The sequence below is a fragment of the Enterobacter sp. E14S genome (assembly GCF_055666685.1).
Window position 1 is genome coordinate 56802 of the sequence record NZ_JBVODQ010000001.1, and the last position, 21939, is coordinate 78740.

Below are 21939 nucleotides of genomic sequence, written 5' to 3' on the forward strand. Positions count from 1 at the left end.
TTATTCGTCCGGGGTCAGCTCGCCGCGCAGGTTTTGCATCATCGCGCTGCGAATGGACTGAATGTCCAGATCCTGACTCAGTAAATAGTGAAGTTTAGTCAGCGTTGCCTCAACGGTCATATCGAAGCCGCTGATGACTCCCGCATGCGCCAGCGCGTTGCCGGTGGCATAGCCGCCCATGTTGACCTTTCCGGACATACACTGGGTCAGGTTCACGACCACAATTCCGCGCTCGCTGGCTTCCTGGAGCTCTTTCAGGAATTCGCCGTTCTGCGGGGCATTACCTACGCCATAGGAGCGCAGAATCAGCGCTTTCACCGGCTGGCGCAGGAAGTTACGCACCACGTCGGCAGAGATACCCGGGTAGATAGTGACCACGCCAATCGGTTGCGGAGTGATCGGATGCACGATCAGCTCGCCGGCGGTGTTCGGCGCAGGCGGCGTGCCCAGACGACGGATATGAATTCCGGCCTCCAGCAGCGGCTGCAGATTAGGGGAGGCGAAGGCGTCAAAACCGTCGGCATGAGCTTTGGTGGTGCGGTTGCCGCGATACAGGCGATTGTTAAAGAACAGCGACACTTCGTTGATCGGGTAATTCGCCGCCACGTACAGGGAGTTAAGCAGGTTGATCTGCCCGTCCGAGCGCAGCTCCGCCAGCGGGATTTGCGACCCGGTGACGATAACCGGCTTGCTCAGGTTCTCCAGCATGAAGGAGAGCGCCGAGGCGGTAAACGCCATGGTGTCGGTGCCGTGCAGGATCACGAAGCCGTCGTACTGGTCGTAATGGGCTTTAATGTCATCCGCGATATGCTGCCAGTCTTCCGGCGTCATGTCGGAGGAGTCCATCAGCGGCTCGTATTCGTGGATGGTGAAGTCAGGCATTTCCGGACGGTGGAATTCTGGCATCAGCGCAAGCTGACGCTGAAGGTGGCCGGAGACAGGAATATAGCCGTTTTCAGAGCGCTGCATACCGATGGTACCGCCAGTGTAGGCTACATAAATCGATTTCTTCTGCATGGTAGTGAGTTCTTGTTCTTCAAAAGAAAAAAATCCCCTCTTCGCGGGAAGAGGGGACGGTTTTTAACGGACGTTAGCGCAGGTCAGGCAAAACGCGTAACGACTCTGTGGATCGTTAAAGGCCGCGAGCTTATCGCTTTCCGCTTTCATCGCTTTCGCTGCCGTGGCGACCGGCGCAGGCAGGTAAGCCTGCATCGCCTCCGGCAGCATGGCGCGTACCGAGCCGGACATGCTGTCCATGACCATATCGAAGAACGACGGCTCGTCCTGGTAATACTCGATATGCCACTGCTTGAGCTTCGCCAGCTCGGCGGCTTTCTTCACCGCGTCATCGAAGTCGCCCAGGCTGTCCACCAGACCGTTGCTCTTCGCATCCTGGCCGGTCCAGACGTGGCCTTGCGCAATCTGGTCGATCTGCTCTGGCGTCTTTTTACGCGAGTCCGCCACCAGGGTGATAAAGCGCTTATAGCCGTTCTCAATGCTGAGCTGCATCATCTCAGAGACTTCCGGCGGCAGGGATTTGGTCACCGACACATCCGCCAGCGGAGAGGTGGCCACGCCATCGGTATGCACGCCCAGAGAATCCAGGCTGTTCTCCACGGTGTTGATCACCCCGAAGATGCCAATCGAACCGGTCAGCGTGCTTGGGTTGGCCACGATGTAGTTGGCTGGGGTTGAGATCCAGTAACCCCCGGAGGCGGCCATTCCGCCCATGGATACGACGACCGGCTTGCCGGCGGCACGCGCCGCGGCCAGTTCAGCGCGGATCACCTCGGAGGCGCTGACGCTGCCGCCAGGGCTGTTCACCCGCAGGACAATTGCTTTCACTTTTGGATCCAGGCGAGCATCGCGGATTTGTGACGCGGTAGTATCGCCGCCCACGTTCCCCGGCGTCTCCTGGCCGTCCATGATGGCGCCGTTGGCAAACACCACCGCGACGCTGTCACCGCTGTCATCCGGCTTTTTCGCCGAGTAATCATACATGCTGATGGCGCTGTAATTTTTGTCCTCTTTGCTCCAGCCAAACTGCTTGCTCAGGGATTTTTCAATCTCGGCGCTGGTGCCCAGGGCATCCACCAGTTTGTTATCCAGCGCATATTTCGCGGTATCACCGTCAACCTTACGCAGGCCATCCAGCACGCCCTGCGCGCCGGGGAACGCCTGCTCAGGCGTAATCTGGCGGTTAGCAGCAACGGTGCCGAGATAGTTCTGCCACAGCTCGCCAATCCAGCGGCTGTCCGCTTCACGGGCGGCAGGAGACATGTCGTCGCGGATAAACGGCTCGACGGCTGATTTATACGTGCCGACGCGGAAGACGTGGGTGGTAACCTTCAGCTTGTCGAGCAGGGATTTGTAGTACAGGCCGTTGGTGGCAAAACCGTGCAGATCCACCGTCCCCTGCGGGGAGAGCCAGATTTTATTGGCGAAGCTCGCCAGATAATATTGCCCCTGGCTGTAGCTGTCGCCCACGGCAATCACCGGCTTGCCGCTGTCGCGGAATTCGCGCAGCGCTTTACCGATGTACTGCATAGAAGGCTGATCGCCCCCGGCAAATTCTTTCAGATCCAGTACGATCCCGGTGATGTTACGGTCGTCTTTGGCCTGGCGGATGGTATCGACGATATCAAACAGGGAATTTTCCTGCAGACGATCTGAGGTTGCGCCAAACAGCTGGCGACCAATCACGCTCAGGCGACTGCTGGTGGACGGCTTATCAACGATAACGCCGGTGATATCGAGTAATAGCGCGCCGCGCGTTGAATGCTGCGCCTGATTCGCGCTGCTGATATGCATCCAGATGCCCGCGCAAACCAGAACCAGGAAGATGAAGAAGATGTTCATCACCAGGTTGCGGACGAAGTTGAGCAGTCGCCACGTCCATTTAAAGAAACCGGCAATGATTCGCCAAAGGGTTCGCATGTATTCTCCCTAACCAGAAAATGACTGTTTCCGTCGCCACTGGACGGTAATGTTGGGTTATCGTAATGACCCAACCGCCACTTGTCAGCAGGAATCGCCTGCCAGGCTGTAACAAAATCTGCCGTCGTGTTAATTTTGTGAGTAAATTTCAAGAAAGGAGTTAACCAATGGACGCACTCGAACTGCTTGTTAACCGCCGTAGCGCTTCCCGTCTGGCCGAACCTGCCCCGGCAGGCGAGCAGCTGGAGAACATTCTGCGTGCCGGCATGCGTGCCCCCGATCACGGCACGCTGCAGCCGTGGCACTTCTTTGTGATTGAAGGCGAAGGCCGCGATCGTTTCAGCCAGCTGCTGGAACAGGGCGCGGTTGCCGCCGGGCAGGATGAGAAAGGGATCGACAAGGCGCGCAATGCCCCGTTCCGCGCCCCGATGATTATCGCCGTCGTGGCGAAATGCCAGGCCGGCCATAAGGTGCCGGTCTGGGAGCAGGAAATGTCCGCAGGCTGCGCGGTGATGGCGATGCAAATGGCCGCCGTCGCGCAGGGCTTTAACGGTATCTGGCGTACCGGTGCGCTGACCGAAAGCCCGGCGGTCCGTGACGGTTTTGGCTGCGGTGAGCATGACAAAATTGTCGGTTTCCTCTATCTCGGCACCCCGCAGCTTAAAGCCTCCAGCACCATCAGCATTCCGGACACCACGCCTTTCGTCAGCCATTTCTGATAACGCACCTAAACTGTCTGGATTCTGAGCATCTGCCGCAGAATTCAGACAGTCATACTTACCTCTTTATGGAATGAGCGCTACCATAGCGCGATTGAGATGACAGGAGACGTCCATGAGCGAGCAAACCATTCGTTTAACGCAGTACAGCCACGGAGCCGGTTGCGGTTGTAAAATTTCCCCGAAAGTGCTGGAGACCATCCTGCACAGTGAACAGGCGAAGTTTGTCGACCCGAACCTGCTTGTCGGCAATGAAACGCGTGACGATGCTGCAGTTTATGACTTAGGTAACGGCACCAGCATTATCAGTACTACCGACTTCTTTATGCCGATTGTCGACAATCCGTTCGACTTCGGGCGCATTGCGGCCACCAACGCCATCAGCGATATCTTCGCGATGGGCGGTAAGCCGATCATGGCGATTGCCATTCTGGGCTGGCCGATCAACACCATCCCGCCGGAAGTGGCCCGTGAAGTGATTGATGGCGGACGCTTTGCCTGCCAGCAGGCGGGGATTGCCCTGGCCGGCGGTCACTCTATTGATGCGCCGGAGCCTATCTTTGGCCTGGCCGTTACCGGCGTAGTGCCGACCGAACGCGTGAAGCGCAACAGCACCGCGCAGGCGGGCTGCAAACTGTTCCTCACCAAGCCGCTGGGCATTGGCGTGCTGACCACCGCCGAGAAAAAATCCCTGCTGAAACCGGAGCACAAAGGCCTGGCAACCGAAGTCATGTGCCAGATGAACCTCGCCGGTGCGGCGTTTGCCAATATCGACGGCGTGAAGGCGATGACCGACGTCACCGGTTTTGGTCTGCTGGGACACCTCTCTGAAGTGTGTCAGGGCGCGGGCGTGCAGGCGCAGGTCTGGTATCAGGACGTGCCGAAGCTGCCGGGCGTGGAGGAGTATATTGCTCAGGGCGCGGTCCCGGGCGGTACCCAGCGCAACTTCGCCAGCTACGGTCACCTGATGGGCGAAATGCCTGAGGAGTGGCGCAACCTGCTGTGCGATCCGCAAACCTCCGGCGGCCTGCTGCTGGCGGTCACGCCGGAATCCGAAGCCGAGGTTCAGGCCACTGCCGCCGAGTTCGGCATCACCCTGACGGCGATCGGCGAGCTGGTGACCGCACGCGGCGGTCGTCCGATGATTGAGATCCGTTAATTCGATGCGGTTGTTTATTGCCGAAAAGCCGAGCCTGGCCCGTGCCATCGCCGACGTGCTGCCTAAGCCGCATCGCAAGGGCGACGGCTTTATCGAATGCGGTAACGGGCAGGTGGTCACCTGGTGTATTGGTCACCTGCTTGAGCAGGCGCAGCCGGACGTTTACGACAGCCGCTACGCCCGCTGGAACCTGAACGATCTGCCCATCGTGCCGGAAAAATGGCGTCTGCAGCCCCGGCCTTCGGTCACCAAACAGCTCAACGTGATCAAGCGTTTCCTGCATGAAGCGGCTGAAATTGTGCACGCGGGTGACCCGGACAGGGAAGGGCAGCTGCTGGTGGATGAGGTGCTGGACTATCTTGAGCTGGCGCCGGAAAAGCGCCAGCAGGTGCAGCGCTGCCTGATCAACGACCTCAACCCGCAGGCCGTCGAGCGGGCGATTTCGCGCCTGCGCGCCAACAGCGAGTTTATTCCGCTGTGCGTCTCGGCTTTAGCCCGCGCCCGCGCCGACTGGCTGTACGGCATCAACATGACCCGCGCCTACACCATTCTTGGGCGCAACGCGGGCTATCAGGGCGTGCTTTCCGTGGGGCGCGTGCAGACGCCGGTGCTGGGGCTGGTGGTGCGTCGTGACGAAGAGATTGAGAACTTCGTCGCCAAAGATTTCTTTGAAGTGAAAGCGCATATCGTCACGCCTAAAGACGAACGCTTTACCGCCGTCTGGCAGCCGAGCGATGCCTGCGAATCGTACCAGGATGAAGAGGGGCGCCTGCTCCATCGTCCGCTGGCGGATCATGTGGTTAACCGCATTACCGGCCAGCCGGCTATCGTCACCAGCTATAACGATAAACGGGAATCAGAACCCGCGCCGCTGCCGTTCTCGCTGTCGGCCCTGCAGATTGAGGCCGCGAAGCGCTTTGGCCTCAGCGCGCAGAACGTGCTGGATATCTGCCAGAAGCTCTACGAAACCCATAAGCTTATTACCTATCCGCGTTCGGACAGCCGCTATCTGCCGGAAGAGCACTTTGCCGGTCGCCACTCGGTGATGAACGCCATTAGCGTGCACGCGCCGGATCTGCTCCCGCAGCCGGCGGTAAACCCGGACACCCATAACCGCTGCTGGGACGACAAAAAAGTCGATGCCCACCACGCGATTATCCCGACGGCGCGCGCCAGCAGCGTCAACCTGACCGAGAACGAAGCGAAGGTCTATAACCTGATCGCCCGTCAGTACCTGATGCAGTTCTGCCCGGACGCGGTATTCCGCAAGTGCGTGATTGAGCTTGAGATTGCCAAAGGTAAGTTTGTCGCCAAAGCGCGTTTCCTTGCGGAAGCGGGCTGGCGCACGCTGCTCGGTAACAAAGAGCGCGACGAGGAGAACGACGGCACGCCGCTGCCGGTGGTCGCCAAAGATGACGAACTGCTGTGCGAGAAGGGCGAAGTGGTTGAACGTCAGACTCAGCCCCCGCGCCATTTCACCGATGCGACGCTGCTGTCGGCGATGACCGGCATCGCCCGGTTTGTGCAGGATAAAGATCTGAAGAAGATCCTGCGCGCCACCGACGGTCTGGGGACGGAAGCGACGCGAGCGGGGATCATCGAGCTGCTCTTTAAGCGCGGCTTCCTGGAGAAAAAGGGACGCTACATCCACTCAACGGAACCGGGCCGGGCGCTAATCCACTCTCTGCCGGAGCTGGCCGCCAGGCCGGACATGACCGCACACTGGGAATCGGTGCTGACGCAGATCAGCGAGAAGCAGTGCCGCTATCAGGACTTTATGCAGCCGCTGGTCGGGACGCTTTACCAGCTGATCGATCAGGCGCGCAGCACGCCGGTGAAAACGTTCAGAGGGATGGTTGCACCCGGTAGCGGCGCGAAGAAACCGTTCAAGAAGAAAAAGAGCGCGGCCTGATACGCCCGGTTTTCTCCCTCTCCCTGTGGGAGAGGACCGGGGTGAGGGCACCCGGCCGCACGATATAAACCTTAAATCACACCCTGCCCAATCATCGCATCCGCCACCTTCACGAATCCGGCGATATTCGCCCCGCGCACGTAGTTGGTTTGCGACGCCTCGCCGCCGTACTCCACGCAGGCATGGTGAATATCCAGCATGATGTGGTGCAGGCGCGCATCCACTTTCTCCGCCTTCCAGCCGAGACGCGCGGCGTTTTGCGCCATCTCGAGGCCGGAGGTCGCCACGCCGCCCGCGTTAGCGGCCTTGCCCGGCGCAAACAGCACGCCCGCTTCCAGGAACAGGTCCGTCGCGTCGATGGTGGTCGGCATATTCGCCCCTTCGGCCACCGCTTTTACGCCGTTGCTAATCAGGGTACGCGCGGCGTCCGCATCCAGCTCGTTTTGCGTTGCGCACGGCAGGGCGATATCCACCGGCACGCCCCACGGCTGTTTCCCTTCCAGGTAGGTCAGGCCAAGCTCCCGGGCATAATCCGCCACGCGACCATCGCGGCTGGCTTTAATTTCACACAAACGCGCCAGCTTCTCTGCCGTGAAGCCCGCCTCATCCACCACCGTGCCGCTGGAGTCAGAGGCGGTCACCACGCGAGCGCCAAACTGCATCGCTTTCTCAATCGCGTACTGCGCCACGTTACCGGAGCCGGACACCGCGACGCGCATGCCTTCAAAGCCTAAACCGTGACGCTTGAGCATTGCCTCGGTGAAGTAAACCAGGCCGTACCCGGTCGCTTCCGGGCGGATCAGGCTCCCGCCAAACGACAGCCCCTTGCCGGTAAAGACGCATGCGCTGTTGTTGGAGAGCTTTTTCATCATCCCGGCCATAAAGCCCACTTCACGTCCGCCCACGCCGATATCACCGGCAGGAACGTCGGTATCCGGGCCGAGGTGACGGTAGAGTTCGGTCATCAGCGCCTGGCAGAAGCGCATGACTTCGCCTTCGCTTTTGCCTTTTGGGTCGAAATCGCTGCCGCCTTTCCCGCCGCCCATCGGTAGCGTGGTGAGGGCGTTTTTAAAGGTCTGCTCGAAGCCGAGGAATTTCAGAATCGACAGGTTCACGGACGGATGAAAACGCATGCCGCCCTTAAACGGGCCAATGGCCGAGTTAAACTGAACGCGCCACGCGCGGTTAACCTGTACCTGATTGCGATCGTCAACCCACGTCACGCGGAACTGGATCACGCGCTCTGGCTCCACAAGGCGTTCAAGCAACGACATCTGGCGATAACGCGGGTTTTGTTCAAGGAAGGGCCACAGGGTGGTCATAACTTCACGCACGGCCTGCGCGAACTCGCTTTGGTGCGGGTCGCGCTGCTGAACATGGGCAAGGAAACTTTCCAGAGAGCGTGTCTGATCCATAGATATAAGAACCTCTTATCGTATTTTATGTTTATTACTTATGCGATTTGTGTTGTTTTTTTGACTATACCACCCGTACCGCTTTGTGAGGCAAGCAGAAATTTATGACGAAAGGGAAATTAATGAGAGGGCGGGCGTCATAACGAAAAGCGATGAAGAGATAAATTAAAGGTTCCGCTCGGGTTTACCGTTATAGTCATTATCAAGGAACTACAGGAAGATGTGTCTATGAAACGTTATCTACTCACCGCGTTATGCTTGATCTTTACCGCAGGCGCGCAGGCTGACCGCATTCGCCCGGACGTGGAGGTGAATGTGCCACCGGAAGTGTTTAGCTCCAGCGGCCAGAATCAAACGGTGCAGCCCTGCAATCAGTGCTGTATCTATCAGAATCAGAACTACTCGGAAGGGGCCGTTGTGAAAGCGGACGGCATTCTGCTGCAGTGCCAGCGCGACGAGCGCGCCATCAGCACGAACCCGCTGGTCTGGCGTCGCGTAAAACAATAAAGGCTTCCAGCAGCGGAATATCCGCAGGGGCTAAGGCGTAGCCAAACGCCTCTTCCGGCGTACACCACGCGAGCGCGCTGTGGTAGTGCGCCGTGAGCTCGCCGCGAAAATCAGGAACGTGCCAGGCATGCAGGTTAATCAACCGCTGGGAGACTTCCCGCTGGTGGCTTGCCACGTATTGCCCCGGCAGGGCGTCAATGCCCAACTCTTCACGCAGCTCGCGGATAAGCGCTTCTGGCTGGGTTTCTCCGGCCTCGACTTTACCGCCTGCAAATTCCCACATTCCCGGCTGGTCGGCGTGGGCAGGGCGCTGCGCCAGTAAAATGTTGCCCTCTTTTTCGATGATGGCGGCAACGACATCGAGTGTTTTCAGCATGGTCGTCAATAATTGATAGCGAAAAAAGACATATTATCGTGCCCTTTCTCAGAGTCCAGTAAACAGGAGAATCAGGTGAAAGAGTCCACCGCCTGGGTTGCCCCCCTCGAATCCCTTCCCGCCAGCCTTAAACCGATAGCCGCCATGCAGAAAAAGCATTTTGGCGCGGTGCTGAATCCCACCCGCTGGTGGGGGCGCATGCCGCGTCTGTTCTGGCTGGTGGCGCTGTTTGTCGGCTTTCTGGAGCGCCGTCGCGCGCGCCTGACGCCCGCGCTGCGTTCGCTGCTCATGACGCGGGTATCCCAGCTCTGTCACTGCGCTTTCTGTATTGATGCCAACAGCCTGCGTCTGGCCGAGCGCTGCGGCACGCTGGATAAGGTTCAGGCCGTGAGCGACTGGCAGGATTCCGCCTTGTTCACCGAGCAGGAGCGCGCGGCGCTGGCCTACGCCGAGGCGGTAACCGCCACGCCGCCCCGGGCGGATGAGACAGTCAGAACGGCGCTGAAACGCCACTTCACGGACGAGGCCATCACCGAGATGACGGCGCTGATTGCGTTTCAGAATCTCTCCGCCCGTTTTAATGCCGCGCTGGATATTCCGGCGCAGGGGCTGTGCGCCACGTTTAACGAGACTCCCCATGCTTGACCGTCACCTGCACCCGCGGGTAAAGCCCGCGCTGAATCGTCTGGTTTCCATGCTGGATAAGCCGGGCATCACGCCCGACGGATTGACCCTGACCGGGTTTGCCATCGGCGTGCTGGCGCTGCCGTTTCTGGCCCTCGGCTGGTATCCGGCGGCGCTGGCCGCCATCGTGCTTAACCGCCTGCTGGATGGTCTGGACGGCGCGCTGGCGCGCCGGAGAGGGCTGACCGACGCGGGGGGATTTCTCGACATCGCGCTCGATTTTCTGTTCTACGCCCTGGTGCCGTTTGGCTTTGCGCTCGCGGCTCCCGCAGAGAATGCGCTTGCGGCCGCCTGGCTGCTGTTTGCGTTTATCGGTACCGGCAGCAGCTTTCTGGCGTTTGCGGCGCTGGCCGCAAAGCACGACATCGACAACCCCGGCTATGCGCACAAGTCGTTTTATTACATCGGTGGGTTAACGGAAGGGACAGAGACCATCGCGCTGTTCGTGCTGTGCTGCCTCTTCCCGGCACATTTTGCGCTGTTCGCGTGGGTATTCGGCGCGCTGTGCTGGCTGACCACCACAACGCGCGTCTGGAGCGGCTATGTAACGCTGAAGTCACTCACCCGTTAGAGAGCACTCTCGGGCCCGCGCTCTCCGGTGGTGACCGGGTTCTGCGGGTGACTGCTCCATTCGTACCAGCCGCCGTCATAGACGGCGACATTCTTCCAGCCCATCGCCCGGGCGTACATAAAGGTTTCTGACGCCCGCCACCCGGTGCCGCAGTAAAACGCGACGTGCTGTTCCGGCAGAATATTCCAGCGCTTCCACTGGGCGGCGATATCGTCCGCGCTGCGCATGGTGCCATCCGGATTATGGAAATCTTCCATATGGGTCGCGTCGCTGCCCGCATGACCCCAGCGGGCACCGGCAATTTCACCTTTTGGCTTGATGTAGCTGTAGCCGCTGGTTTCGCCGATGAACTCCGGCCAGGAACGAATGCTGACCAGGGAGGCATCCTGACGGTGCAGCATCCCGCGCGCCTGTTCCATATCAACCATCAGCTGCGGCTGGCCGGGGATCGGCGCGCCAAAATCGGGGGCTGGCGTCACTTTCGCGGGCGTGCCGCGCTCAACCGGGAGGCCAGCATCCGACCACGCCTTCCAGCCGCCGTCGAGAATACGCACATCCTGCACGCCCGCATACAGCATGATCTGCGCCACGCGCGCGGCGGCGTAAACGTCACGGCCATACAAAATGACGGTGGTGTCGTGACGGATCCCGTGCTTTGCCAGCATCGCTTTCAGCGCGTCGTCGGAGACTTTATTCCACAGCGGCTCGCTCTCCACCTCGTTGGTGTCGATGTAGCCTGCGCCGGGAATGTGGTTCAGCAGGTAAAACTTCGGTGCGCCCCAGGCGGCTTCAATCACTTTCCAGTCACCCGCCGGCGCGGCGGTCACGGGTTTACCCTGCTGGAGGCGGTGGATCCACTGCGGGTAAACCAGTTGTTCAAAGTGGGGCAGGCGCTGAAGGCGGTCGGGCGTCTGCAGCGCGTCGCTGAGCAGCGAGACGTGGCGGTATCCGGCCTTCTCCAGGCGGGATTTCACCGCCAGGTTATCGTTCTCGTCGCCGTACAGGGCGATGGCCGTCGCGGGCGTAAGCTGATGCTGCTTTGCCCAAAGCGCAATCTGCTCGTCGCTCATTGCGCCCAGCCAGGCGGCAGCCAGGTTGAGTGCGGCGGGTTCATGCCCGGAAGGGCCGCTGAGGGTTTGCGGCCAGCCGTTATAGAACGCGCTGGGGCGGGTGTCGACAGGCGTGCCGTGCTGCGCCTGAAGCTGGGAGAGCGTCATCGCGTTGGGCATATCAGCCGCCAGAGAGGAAAAGGACGCGAGGCCGCAGAGCAGGGCCAGCGCGGTCAGTTGAGAAACACGTTTCATCGAATAGCCTGACGTCAGTAAAAGAGGGGGGCATTGTCGTCTCTCCCGAAACGGAAAACATTGCGTTAGCACATCATTGCCAGCGAGAAATCTCAACCAGCTCGCCGCCGGGTGGAATATCGTCCTCATCGTGCGTGACCAGCACCACCGGGATATTGCGCGCGCGGACGGCGTCAAAAACCCATGTCCGAAACGTTGTGCGCAGCGTTTTATCGAGACGGCTGAACGGTTCATCCAGCAGCAGCGCCTGCGGCTCTGCGAGCAGGGCGCGCAGCAGGCTAACCCGGGCACGCTCGCCGCCGGAAAGCGTGGCCGGATCGCTGGCGTAATGACCGCTCAGCCCGGCGGAAGCCAGCGCCTGCTCGACCGCTTCCCGACGCGCGCGTCCGACGATCCGCTCGGGCAGCGCCAGCATCAAATTCTGCCCGACGCTGAACGGTTCAAACAGCAGCGTATCCTGAAAGAGAATGCCCAGCCCGCGTGATTCAACGGGAAGGCCGTCGCAGCGGCGCGCGTCGAGCCACAGTTCGCCCCGCGCCTGGAAATCGTCTGACAGTGCGCCGATCATCCACGCAAAAAGGGTCGATTTGCCGCTGCCGGACGGCCCCATCAGGGTAACGATCTCCCCGCGAGGAACGCAAAAATTGACCTCGCGGAAAAGCGGTTCGATGGTGAGATCTTTTACCTTCAGCATTAACGTAATCCTTGACGGTATCGGCCCGCGAGCCGGGATAACAGGGCGGCAAGACCGAACGCCGTGCCCGTGACCAGCAGTAATCCCAGCGCCCGGTTAGCGAGAACAGGGATGCTGCCCCCGCTGCTGAGCGCGACGGTTTCGGTAGTCAGCGTGGCGAAACGCCCCGCGCCAAGCCAGAGCGTCGGCATGTATTGCGCCATGCTGACGGAAAAGCCGGTGGCAAAGGCCAGCAGCGCCGGGCGCACCAGCAGGGGGCATTTCAGCAGTAGAAATATTTTCGCCCGTCGCCAGCCGAGCGTTCTGGCGGTAAGGATAAGCCGGGGATCGATCCGCCGCCAGGCGGGCTGCAGAACCAGCAGCATCCAGGGTAACACCCACAGCAGATGGCTCCAGAGTACGGCGGCAAAGTGCCCGTCGAGCCCCAGACGCAATGCAATAAAGTATTGCCCGGTGACGAGCGGCAGCGCAGGAAGGGCGAGCGGTGACCACACCCATGCTGCGCCGCGCTGCGGTCCCCATTCCAGCCAGAGAAAAATAACGATGAGGGCGATCAGGCTCGACAGCAGGCCGAAGGAAAGGCTGGTCTCCACGGGGCCAACGTCGCCCCCTTGCGCCAGCATCAGCAGTACCGCGGCGCACAGGATGCCGCACGCGGGCAGTAATCCGCTGAATGCCCGCTCAGGCAGGACGCGCTGAGACCTTCGGCGCGCCCCCGCGAGGTCCGGGATTGTGCGACGCCATACCCTCCAGAGGCCGTATCCGAGGGCGGCAAGCGCGGCCAGCAGTATAAGAAGAAACAGGCACAGCAGCATTCCTTTTGCCTGCTGCTGCGCGTCGCCCTGGCTTAGCCACTGCCAGGCCAGCACGGCCAGGGTGGGCGGGTTGCCGGGTCCGAGAACAATCGCCACGTCCACGACCGAGAGCGACCATGCCAGCACCGCCAACATCACCGCGCCGAGGACAGGCGCGATCGCCGGGAGGATCAGCCAGCTGAGCGTCTGAATACGCCCGTAGCCAAAGGTTTGCAGGACGATCTTCTGCTGCGCGAGCCGTTGTTCCGGCAGCACGGCGTAAATGGCCCACAGCACGAACGCGCTCTCTTTGACCGCGAGCGTCACGCCCAGCCCAACGCCGTAGCGGTCAAACGGAGCCGTACAGACGGTACAGAGCTGATAAAACAGACCGCCCTCGGCAAACAGCAGCAACGCGCTGGTGGCGAAAGCCACATGGGGGATCGCCAGTAGCCACGGCAGGCGGGTCGTGAGGCGTCGCCAGCGTTGACCGGGCCACAAAAGGCAGACGAAGAAAAGGGCAATCAGCAACGCCCCCAGCGTGGCGATAAGCGTTGAGACCAGCGTGGCGACGGTCGCCTGCGGCAGCTGCGGATCGTTCAGCAGCCGCTGCCAGTTTGTCGCAGAAAGCGCCGGCGCGAACAGCATCACGCCGGCGGGAAGGATCGGCAGATAAATCACTGCCATCGCCAGCCAGACAAGCCCGCTCAGCGGGTGCCGTAACGGCGCAGCCATTCCTGCTCCAGCGCGTTCACCCAGGCAGACTGCGGCTCTGCAAGCACCTGCGGCAGCCCCTGAGGCGTATGGGCCAGCAGCTGTTTCGCTTCCTCTTCGGGCAGCGCTTTCGCATCCAGGACGCTCGGGTCTCCCCAGATGGCCGGGTCGGCCTTGCGGATTTGCGCCTGCGGTGACAGCAGGAAATTAGCGACCACCTTTGCGCCCGCGCTCGCGCCGGCATTGGCCGGTATAGCCACAAAATGGACGTTGCCGAGCATCCCGCTCTCGAAACCAAAGCTGTAGCTGTCGGCGGGCAGTTCACCGCTCGCCACTTTCTGCTGCGCATGGGACGGGTTAAAGGTCAGCGACAGGTTCAGACTGCCGCTGGCAAGCAGGGCATCCATTCGGGCAGGTGAGGGAGGGAAATCTTTTCCTTCGCGCCACAGCAGCGGGTGCAGCTTATCGAGGTAGGCCCAGAGCGGCGCCGTAACCTGAGCAAACGTTGCATCGGGCGCTTTTTGTAAAGCTTCAGGGCGATCGGTGAGCGTCAGAAGCAGCTGCTCCAGAAAGGCCGTGCCGGTAAAATCGGGCGGGCGAGGATAGCTGACCTTGCCCGGGTGCTGCTGCGCGTACGCCAGCAGCGTCTGCGGATCCGCCGGCGGCGTCGGCATGCTGGCTTTACGGGCGATAAAGGTCAGCTGCGCGCCGCCCCACGGGGATTCCGCCCCGTCGGTTGGAATCGCAAAATCTTCCGTAACGGGTTTGCGGGTATCGACATAGCGCCAGTCTGGCAACGTCTGCGCCCATCCGGTTTGCAGCAGGTTCGCCTCTTTTAACGTGCGGAAGTTTTCGCCGTTGACCCACAGCAGGTCAACCGAGCCGTTGGCCTTACGCCCTGCGGCGGCTTCGGTCTGAATACGTTTTACCGCATCGGCGGCATCCGCCAGCGGGACGATTTTTAGGGTAATGGCGTAGTGCGTTTGCATCTCACCGCTGACCCACTCAAGGTAGCGGTTGACCGCCGGATCGCCGCCCCAGGCGTTAAACCAGACGGTCTGGCCTTTGGCCTGCTGTTGAATAGCGTGCCAGCTTTCGGCGGCACAGAGGGGGGCTGCAAGCAGCAGACCGGTCAGGAACGCGCAAAAACGCACACGGCGCATAATGCCTCACTTTTTAACAGACGGGAGATAACGGGAAAACAGCCGGCGCGTCGCCAGCGGCAATAACCCCAGTAGTGTAAAGGCGATTAGCATGCCCGGCGACAAAATATCGCGCAGCGACGACACTTTCCCCAGCTCGCGTCCGGCGTTGAGAAAGACCACCGTCGCGGGCAGCATGGCGACCTGGCTGACCCACCAGTAGCTGCAGACTCCAATGCGGGTCAGCCCCATCAGCAAATTCACCAGGAAAAACGGGAACAGCGGCATCAGGCGCAGGGCAAAAAGATAGCCCGCGCCGTCATGCGCCATCCCGGCGTTCACCGTTTTCATCTGCTGAGCAAACCGCCGCTGGACCCCGTCGCGCAGCAGATAACGGCTGGCGAGCATCGCAAGCGTCGCCCCGAGCGTGGAGGCAAACGAGACCAGAACGGTGCCTTCCCACAGGGGAAATAACGCTCCGCCCAGCAGGGTGAGGATCGCCGCGCCGGGGATCGACAGGGCGGAGACCGCCACGTAGAGCGCAAAAAAGATCAGCGCGCTTCGCAGCGGCGCGTGATCAACATAGGAAAGGAGTGCCTGCTGGTGGGTTTTAATGCCTTCCAGGGAGAGCGTGCCTGGAGGAAGCATGACAAACGTCAGAATAAATGCGCCCAGAAGGGCGCACAGGAAAAGTGTTTTTCGAATGTTCACGCGACATTACAGCTTGAATTTAGCCCACACCGGCGCGTGGTCAGACGGTTTTTCCATGCTGCGGATCTCATAGTCGATCCCGGTTTCGATGCAGCGTTCTGCCAGCGGCGAACTGGCCAGCAGCAGGTCGATACGCAGGCCGCGGTTGTCGTCAAAGCCCTTTGAGCGGTAGTCAAACCAGGAGAAGCGGTCCTGCGTGTCCGGGTTGGCGGTACGGAAGGTATCCACCAGGCCCCAGTCCAGCAGGCGCTGCATCCACTCGCGCTCTTCCGGCAGGAAGGAGCATTTGCCGGTACGCAGCCAGCGTTTGCGGCTGTCTTCACCGATGCCAATATCCAGATCGGTCGGGCTGATGTTCACATCACCCATGATCAGCACCGGATTGTCTTTGTTGAGTTCGGTTGTCAGGTAGTTCTGCAGATCCTGATAAAACTTGGCTTTAGCCGGGAATTTGGTCGGATGGTCGCGGCTCTCGCCCTGGGGAAAGTAACCATTAATCACGGTGATGTTCCCCAGCGGGGAAGGCAGTTCCGCCATGATGATGCGGCGCTGTGCTTCTTCGTCATCGCCGGGAAACCCACGGCGGACGGAAACTGGCGTCTCTTTGGTCAACAGCGCAACGCCGTAATGGCCTTTCTGCCCATGATAGAAGACGTTGTAGCCGAGCTTCGCCACCTCTTCGAGGGGGAACATGTCGTCGTGAACCTTGGTCTCCTGCAGGCCGATCACATCTGGCTGATGTTGTTCAACGATAGCTTCAAGCTGATGGGGGCGGGCGCGCAGGCCGTTGATATTAAAAGAGACAAATTTCATAGTCGCTGCCAGTGCAAGGTGAATAGTGCATGGATGGTAGCAGAATTTGCGTCAACTGTTACCGGGTTCGGCCAATAACTGCGACAGATAATGCCGGTGGTGCAATATTTGCACCATTCTGACGCGCATCGCCCTCAAACAGGGCGTAAATGCCCGATAAATTTCGCGAGCGATCACAATTCCAGAATTATATTTGGCCTGTGCATACTCTTTCTGATTTTCATGCGGCAAAGCGCCGCTTGTCGTAAAAATATTCACTTTTTATGCACTAACAGTGAATAACTCCATATTGTAACTTATTGATATTCTGTTACCTCAACCCGTTTATGCAATTTTATCGCTGGCTGGCACGAAGGCTGCAATCTACATTCACAGTGCAAACACTCAATTAATTAACATTCAAATAACTTTTTATTTACCGGATGAGGTCGCTATGTCTCTGTCAATTACGCGTGAAAATTTCGATGAATGGATGATGCCGGTTTACGCTCCGGCGGCTTTTATTCCGGTTCGTGGGGAAGGCTCGCGCCTGTGGGATCAGCAGGGTAAAGAGTATATCGACTTTGCAGGCGGGATTGCGGTCAACGCGCTGGGTCACGCGCACCCTGCGCTGCGTCAGGCGCTGAATGACCAGGCGGCGAAGTTCTGGCATACCGGCAACGGCTTTACTAACGAGCCCGCGCTGCGCCTGGCCAAAAAACTGATCGACGCGACGTTTGCCGAAAAGGTCTTTTTCTGTAACTCGGGGGCGGAAGCCAACGAAGCGGCGCTGAAGCTGGCGCGCAAATATGCGCACGATAAATTTGGTACCCACAAGAGCGGCATCGTGGCGTTTAAAAATGCCTTCCACGGGCGCACGCTCTTTACCGTCAGCGCGGGCGGCCAGCCTTCCTACTCGCAGGATTTCGCACCGCTGCCGCCGGATATCCGTCACGGTGTTTATAACGATCTGCAGTCCGCCAGCGAGCTGATTAACGACACCACCTGCGCGGTGATCGTCGAACCGATGCAGGGCGAGGGCGGCGTGCTTCCGGCGCAAAAAGCCTTCCTGCAGGGGCTGCGCGAGCTGTGCGATCGCCACAACGCGGTACTGATTTTCGACGAAGTCCAGACCGGCGTGGGCCGCACCGGCGAGCTGTATGCCTATATGCACTATGGCGTAACGCCGGACGTGCTTTCGACCGCCAAAGCGCTGGGCGGCGGCTTCCCGATTGGCGCGACGCTGACCACCGATAAATTCGCCAGCGTAATGACCGTAGGTACCCATGGCACCACCTACGGCGGCAACCCGCTGGCAACCGCCGTTGCCGGGCAGGTTCTGGACATCATTAACACGCCTGAGGTGCTGAAAGGCGTTAAGCAGCGTCACGACTGGTTTGTTGAACGTCTGAATGCCATCAACGGCAAAACGGGGCTGTTTAAAGAAATTCGCGGTCTGGGGCTGTTAATCGGCTGCGAGCTCACCGCCGAGTTTGCCGGAAAAGCTAAACTTATTTCACAGGAAGCGGCAAAAGTGGGCGTGATGGTGCTGATTGCCGGTGCCAACGTGGTGCGTTTTGCGCCGGCGCTGATCGTCAGCGAGGAAGAGGTGCAAACCGGTCTCGACCGTTTTGCGCTGGCGTGTGAAAAAGTGAAATCCGGGGTGTCATCATGATGGTCATCCGTCCCGTTGAGCGCGGCGATCTCGCCGGGCTCATGCAGCTTGCCGGTAAGACGGGAGGCGGGCTGACCTCGCTTCCTGCCGATGAAAAAACGCTGTCGGCGCGCATTGAGCGCGCCCTGCAAACCTGGCAGGGGACGTTGCCAAAAAGCGAACAGGGGTATGTGTTCGTGCTGGAAGACACCGACACGGGGACCGTGGCCGGGATCTGCGCCATTGAAGTGGCCGTCGGGCTTAACGACCCGTGGTACAACTACCGCGTCGGCACCATGGTTCACGCCTCGAAAGAGCTGAACGTCTATAACGCGCTGCCCACGCTGTTTCTCTGCAATGACCACACGGGTGCCAGCGAGCTGTGCACGCTGTTCCTCGACCCGGCGTGGCGCAAAGAGGGCAACGGCTATCTGCTCTCCAAATCGCGCTTTATGTTTATGGCCGCCTTCCGCGATCGCTTTAACGAAAAAGTGGTCGCAGAGATGCGCGGCGTGATCGACGACACCGGCTACTCGCCGTTCTGGGAGAGCCTGGGCGAGCGCTTCTTCTCGATGGAGTTCAGCCGGGCGGACTATCTTTGCGGCACCGGCCAGAAAGCCTTTATCGCCGAACTGATGCCGAAGCATCCTATCTATACCCATTTCCTCAGCCCGGAAGCCCAGGCGGTGATTGGCGAAGTCCATCCGCAGACCGCGCCTGCCCGCGCGGTGCTGGAGAAAGAGGGGTTCCGCTACCGGAACTATGTCGACATCTTTGACGGAGGCCCAACGCTTGAGTGCGATATCGACCGCGTGCGCGCGATCCGTAAAAGCCGTCTGGTTGAGGTCTCTGAAGGTCAGCCCGCGCCGGGCGACTGGCCCGCCTGTCTGGTGTCGAACGAAAATTACGCCAACTTCCGCGCCATGCTGGTGCGTACCAACCCGAAATGTGAACGTCTGGTGCTGACGGCTGCAGAACTGGATGCCCTGAAATGTAACGCCGGCGATACGGTTCGCCTGGTGCGTCTCTGCCCTGAGGAGAAAACAGCATGACATTATGGATTAACGGTGACTGGGTCACGGGCGAAGGCGAAGAGCGCGTAAAGACCAATCCGGTTGGAAAAGAGGTGCTCTGGAAGGGGCATGACGCCAGCGCCGGGCAGGTAGAACAAGCCTGCCGTGCCGCGCGCCGCGCGTTTCCGGCGTGGGCAAAACAGCCTTTCGCCGTGCGCCAGGAAATTGTCGAAAAGTTTGCCGGGCTGCTGGAGGCAAACAAGGCCGAACTGACGCGCATCATCGCGTCAGAAACCAGCAAGCCGCGCTGGGAAGCGACAACCGAAGTGACGGCGATGATCAACAAAATCGCCATTTCGGTGAAGGCGTACCACACCCGCACAGGCGAACAGCATACCGAGATGCCGGACGGCGCGGCCACGCTGCGCCACCGTCCGCACGGCGTGCTGGCGGTGTTTGGCCCGTATAACTTCCCGGGACACCTGCCGAATGGCCACATTGTGCCTGCGCTGCTGGCGGGTAATACCGTCATCTTCAAACCGAGCGAGCTCACGCCATTCACCGGCGAGGCGGTGGTTAAGCTGTGGGAACAGGCCGGCCTGCCGCCGGGCGTGCTGAACCTGGTGCAGGGCGGGCGGGAAACCGGTCAGGCGCTGAGCGCGCTGAACGATATCGACGGTCTGCTGTTTACCGGCAGCGCCGGTACGGGCTATCAGCTGCACCGCCAGCTGGCAGGGCAGCCGGAGAAAATCCTGGCGCTGGAGATGGGCGGCAACAACCCGCTGATTGTGGAAGACCCTGATGATATCGACGCCGCGGTGCACCTGACGATTCAGTCCGCCTTTATTACCGCCGGACAGCGCTGCACCTGTGCCCGCCGCCTGCTGGTCAAGCGGGGCGCGCAGGGGGATGCCTTCCTGAAGCGTCTGGTAGAAGTGAGCGCGCGTCTGGTGCCTGCCGCGTGGGATGCCGACCCGCAGCCGTTTATCGGCGGGCTGATTTCCGAACAGGCCGCGCTGAACGTGCTGAAGGCCTGGCAGGACCACGTCGCGCGCGGCGCGAAAACCCTGCTGGAGCCGAAGCAGGTTCAGCCGGGTGCTTCGCTGCTGACGCCGGGCATTGTAGAAATGAGCGGCGCAAGCAACGTGCCGGATGAAGAGGTCTTTGGCCCGCTACTGTGCGTCTGGCGTTACGGCGATTTCGATGCGGCCATTGCGATGGCGAACAACACCCGCTACGGCCTGTCGAGCGGGCTGATTTCGCCGCATCGCGAGAAGTTTGAACAACTGCTGCTGGAAGCGCGCGCCGGGATTGTGAACTGGAATAAACCGCTGACCGGAGCCGCGAGCACCGCGCCGTTCGGCGGCGTGGGCGCGTCGGGCAACCATCGCGCCAGCGCGTGGTATGCCGCCGATTACTGCGCGTGGCCGATGGCGAGCCTGGAAACCCCGGCGCTGACGCTGCCGGAGACGCTTAATCCGGGGCTGGATTTTACCGGAGGGGATCGTCATGAAAGCGCGTGAGGTTAACTTTGACGGGCTGGTGGGGCTGACGCACCACTATGCCGGTCTCTCTTTTGGTAATGAAGCCTCGACGAAGCACCGTTTTCAGGTCTCCAACCCGAAGCTGGCGGCGAAGCAGGGGCTGCTGAAGATGAAAGCGCTGGCGGATGCCGGTTTCCCGCAGGCGGTGATCCCGCCGCAGGAACGCCCGAACGTGGCGGTCCTTCGTCAGCTAGGCTTTAGCGGTACCGATGAGCAGGTCGTCGAAAAAGCGGGTACGCAGACCCCTCACCTGCTCTCCGCGGCAAGCTCCGCCTCCTCTATGTGGGTGGCAAACGCCGCGACCGTCGCGCCGTCAGCCGACACGCTGGATGGCAAAGTTCATCTGACGGTGGCGAACCTGAACAATAAATTCCACCGCGCCACCGAAGCGGAAACCACCGAGCGCGTGCTGCGCGCCATTTTCAACCATGACGCCCATTTTGAGGTGCATCAGGCCCTGCCGCAGGTGGCGATGTTTGGCGACGAAGGCGCGGCCAACCATAACCGCCTGGGGGGCGACTATGGCGACCCGGGCCTGCAGCTGTTTATCTACGGGCGAGAAGAGGGGGGGCACGCCGCGCCAACCCGTTATCCTGCTCGTCAGACGCTGGCGGCCAGCCAGGCGGTTGCCCGACTGAACCAGGTCAATCCTTCCCAGGTGGTTTTTGCCCAGCAAAACCCGCATGTGATTGACCAGGGCGTGTTCCATAACGACGTGATTGCCGTTTCTAACCGCCAGGTGCTGTTCTGCCACGAGCAGGCGTTTGCCCATCAGGAGAAGCTGCTCGCCACGCTGCATGAGCGCGTGCGCGGCTTCACGCCAGTCCAGGTGCCCACGGAGGCGGTGAGCGTGCAGGACGCGGTAGAAACCTATCTGTTCAATAGCCAGCTGCTGAGCCGTGACGATGGCAGCATGATGCTGGTCCTGCCGCAGGAGTCCCGGGATCATAAAGGCGTGTGGCGCTACCTGACGGAGCTGGTGAAGGCCGATAACCCGATTGACGAACTGCGCGTGTTTGACCTGCGCGAAAGCATGGCCAACGGCGGTGGTCCAGCCTGTTTACGTCTGCGCGTGGTCCTCACCCAGGACGAAATGCAGGCGGTGAACCCGGCGGTCATGATGAACGATACGCTCTTTACGCGGCTGAATGACTGGGTCGACCGCTACTATCGCGATCGTCTGACGCAGGCGGATCTGGTTGACCCGCAGCTTCTGCGTGAAGGGCGCGAGGCGCTGGACGCGTTATCGACAATCCTGCAGCTGGGATCGGTTTACCCGTTCCAGCGCTAAAGGAGT

Annotated in this window: 20 protein-coding genes; 10 read left to right on the top strand and 10 right to left on the bottom strand. The window is 60.4% G+C overall.

The window, feature by feature from the left end:
* Entirely contained in the window at positions 1 to 1017 is a 1017-nt protein-coding gene (gene ansA / locus ACZ6J2_RS00285; RefSeq protein ID WP_008500705.1) for an asparaginase, read from the bottom strand.
* 63 nt (positions 1018 to 1080) lie between these two features.
* On the bottom strand, positions 1081 to 2937 hold the full coding sequence (gene sppA / locus ACZ6J2_RS00290; RefSeq protein ID WP_471724456.1) for a signal peptide peptidase SppA: 1857 nt from the start codon (positions 2935 to 2937) through the stop codon (positions 1081 to 1083).
* Positions 2938 to 3104: 167 nt separating this feature from the next.
* On the opposite strand from sppA, the gene ACZ6J2_RS00295 reads away from it, so the two are divergent.
* The 3 genes from ACZ6J2_RS00295 to ACZ6J2_RS00305 all read left to right on the top strand — a co-directional run bounded on the left by ACZ6J2_RS00295 (position 3105) and on the right by ACZ6J2_RS00305 (position 6727).
* Complete coding sequence (locus tag ACZ6J2_RS00295) at positions 3105 to 3656, top strand: NAD(P)H nitroreductase (RefSeq protein WP_033145247.1); 552 nt, start codon at positions 3105 to 3107, stop codon at positions 3654 to 3656.
* A 115-nt stretch (positions 3657 to 3771) separates the two neighbouring features.
* Positions 3772 to 4815 carry a selenide, water dikinase SelD gene (gene selD, locus ACZ6J2_RS00300; protein ID WP_008500702.1) on the top strand — a complete coding sequence of 348 codons (1044 nt, stop codon included), beginning with the start codon at positions 3772 to 3774 and terminating at the stop codon, positions 4813 to 4815.
* A gap of 4 nt (positions 4816 to 4819) precedes the next feature.
* A complete protein-coding gene (locus tag ACZ6J2_RS00305) occupies positions 4820 to 6727 on the top strand; it encodes a DNA topoisomerase III (RefSeq protein ID WP_471724458.1) in 1908 nt (635 codons plus the stop codon).
* Between the two features lie 71 nt (positions 6728 to 6798).
* Here ACZ6J2_RS00305 and gdhA read toward each other — a convergent pair whose 3' ends face one another.
* Positions 6799 to 8142, bottom strand: coding sequence for an NADP-specific glutamate dehydrogenase (gdhA, locus tag ACZ6J2_RS00310; RefSeq protein WP_048979437.1), 1344 nt, complete (start codon positions 8140 to 8142; stop codon positions 6799 to 6801).
* A gap of 228 nt (positions 8143 to 8370) precedes the next feature.
* Between gdhA and ACZ6J2_RS00315 the strand changes: the two genes are divergently transcribed.
* Positions 8371 to 8649, top strand: coding sequence for a DUF1496 domain-containing protein (locus ACZ6J2_RS00315; protein WP_115874800.1), 279 nt, complete (start codon positions 8371 to 8373; stop codon positions 8647 to 8649).
* On the opposite strand, the gene ACZ6J2_RS00320 is transcribed toward ACZ6J2_RS00315, so the two are convergent.
* On the bottom strand, positions 8609 to 9025 hold the full coding sequence (locus ACZ6J2_RS00320) for a pyrimidine (deoxy)nucleoside triphosphate diphosphatase (protein WP_471724459.1): 417 nt from the start codon (positions 9023 to 9025) through the stop codon (positions 8609 to 8611). The genes ACZ6J2_RS00315 and ACZ6J2_RS00320 overlap by 41 nt on opposite strands.
* 75 nt (positions 9026 to 9100) lie before the next feature.
* On the opposite strand from ACZ6J2_RS00320, the gene ACZ6J2_RS00325 reads away from it, so the two are divergent.
* Together ACZ6J2_RS00325 and ACZ6J2_RS00330 are read left to right on the top strand one after the other, a co-directional pair.
* Positions 9101 to 9670 carry a carboxymuconolactone decarboxylase family protein gene (locus tag ACZ6J2_RS00325; RefSeq protein ID WP_471724460.1) on the top strand — a complete coding sequence of 190 codons (570 nt, stop codon included), beginning with the start codon at positions 9101 to 9103 and terminating at the stop codon, positions 9668 to 9670.
* Positions 9663 to 10280 (top strand): CDP-alcohol phosphatidyltransferase family protein, encoded by a 618-nt coding sequence (locus ACZ6J2_RS00330; protein WP_471724461.1) that lies wholly within the window; start codon positions 9663 to 9665, stop codon positions 10278 to 10280. Before ACZ6J2_RS00325 ends, ACZ6J2_RS00330 begins: the two co-directional genes overlap by 8 nt.
* Here the strand turns inward: ACZ6J2_RS00330 and ACZ6J2_RS00335 are convergent.
* From ACZ6J2_RS00335 to xthA, 6 genes are all read right to left on the bottom strand, one after another.
* The gene (locus ACZ6J2_RS00335; protein WP_471724462.1) at positions 10277 to 11584 is read right to left on the bottom strand and encodes a sulfurtransferase; all 1308 of its coding nucleotides are present in this window, start codon (positions 11582 to 11584) and stop codon (positions 10277 to 10279) included. The two genes, ACZ6J2_RS00330 and ACZ6J2_RS00335, sit on opposite strands and share 4 nt — an antisense overlap.
* A gap of 73 nt (positions 11585 to 11657) precedes the next feature.
* Complete coding sequence (locus tag ACZ6J2_RS00340; RefSeq protein ID WP_471724463.1) at positions 11658 to 12278, bottom strand: ATP-binding cassette domain-containing protein; 621 nt, start codon at positions 12276 to 12278, stop codon at positions 11658 to 11660.
* On the bottom strand, positions 12278 to 13807 hold the full coding sequence (locus tag ACZ6J2_RS00345) for an ABC transporter permease family protein (protein ID WP_471724464.1): 1530 nt from the start codon (positions 13805 to 13807) through the stop codon (positions 12278 to 12280). The genes ACZ6J2_RS00340 and ACZ6J2_RS00345 overlap by 1 nt, the downstream gene beginning before the upstream one ends.
* Positions 13780 to 14940 carry an ABC transporter substrate-binding protein gene (locus ACZ6J2_RS00350; protein ID WP_471725041.1) on the bottom strand — a complete coding sequence of 387 codons (1161 nt, stop codon included), beginning with the start codon at positions 14938 to 14940 and terminating at the stop codon, positions 13780 to 13782. The genes ACZ6J2_RS00345 and ACZ6J2_RS00350 overlap by 28 nt, the downstream gene beginning before the upstream one ends.
* Before the next feature lie 15 nt (positions 14941 to 14955).
* The gene (locus tag ACZ6J2_RS00355; protein WP_471724466.1) at positions 14956 to 15639 is read right to left on the bottom strand and encodes a TVP38/TMEM64 family protein; all 684 of its coding nucleotides are present in this window, start codon (positions 15637 to 15639) and stop codon (positions 14956 to 14958) included.
* 6 nt (positions 15640 to 15645) lie between these two features.
* Positions 15646 to 16452 (bottom strand): exodeoxyribonuclease III, encoded by an 807-nt coding sequence (gene xthA, locus ACZ6J2_RS00360; protein WP_023311273.1) that lies wholly within the window; start codon positions 16450 to 16452, stop codon positions 15646 to 15648.
* A gap of 433 nt (positions 16453 to 16885) precedes the next feature.
* Between xthA and astC the strand changes: the two genes are divergently transcribed.
* The 4 genes from astC to astB are packed head-to-tail and all read left to right on the top strand — an operon-like array spanning position 16886 to position 21933.
* The gene (astC, locus tag ACZ6J2_RS00365; protein WP_039262052.1) at positions 16886 to 18106 is read left to right on the top strand and encodes a succinylornithine/acetylornithine transaminase; all 1221 of its coding nucleotides are present in this window, start codon (positions 16886 to 16888) and stop codon (positions 18104 to 18106) included.
* Entirely contained in the window at positions 18103 to 19137 is a 1035-nt protein-coding gene (astA, locus tag ACZ6J2_RS00370; RefSeq protein WP_023311275.1) for an arginine N-succinyltransferase, read from the top strand. Before astC ends, astA begins: the two co-directional genes overlap by 4 nt.
* Positions 19134 to 20621, top strand: coding sequence for a succinylglutamate-semialdehyde dehydrogenase (gene astD / locus ACZ6J2_RS00375; RefSeq protein ID WP_471724467.1), 1488 nt, complete (start codon positions 19134 to 19136; stop codon positions 20619 to 20621). Before astA ends, astD begins: the two co-directional genes overlap by 4 nt.
* Entirely contained in the window at positions 20608 to 21933 is a 1326-nt protein-coding gene (gene astB / locus ACZ6J2_RS00380) for an N-succinylarginine dihydrolase (RefSeq protein ID WP_094935579.1), read from the top strand. Before astD ends, astB begins: the two co-directional genes overlap by 14 nt.
* Positions 21934 to 21939: the final 6 nt, after the last annotated feature.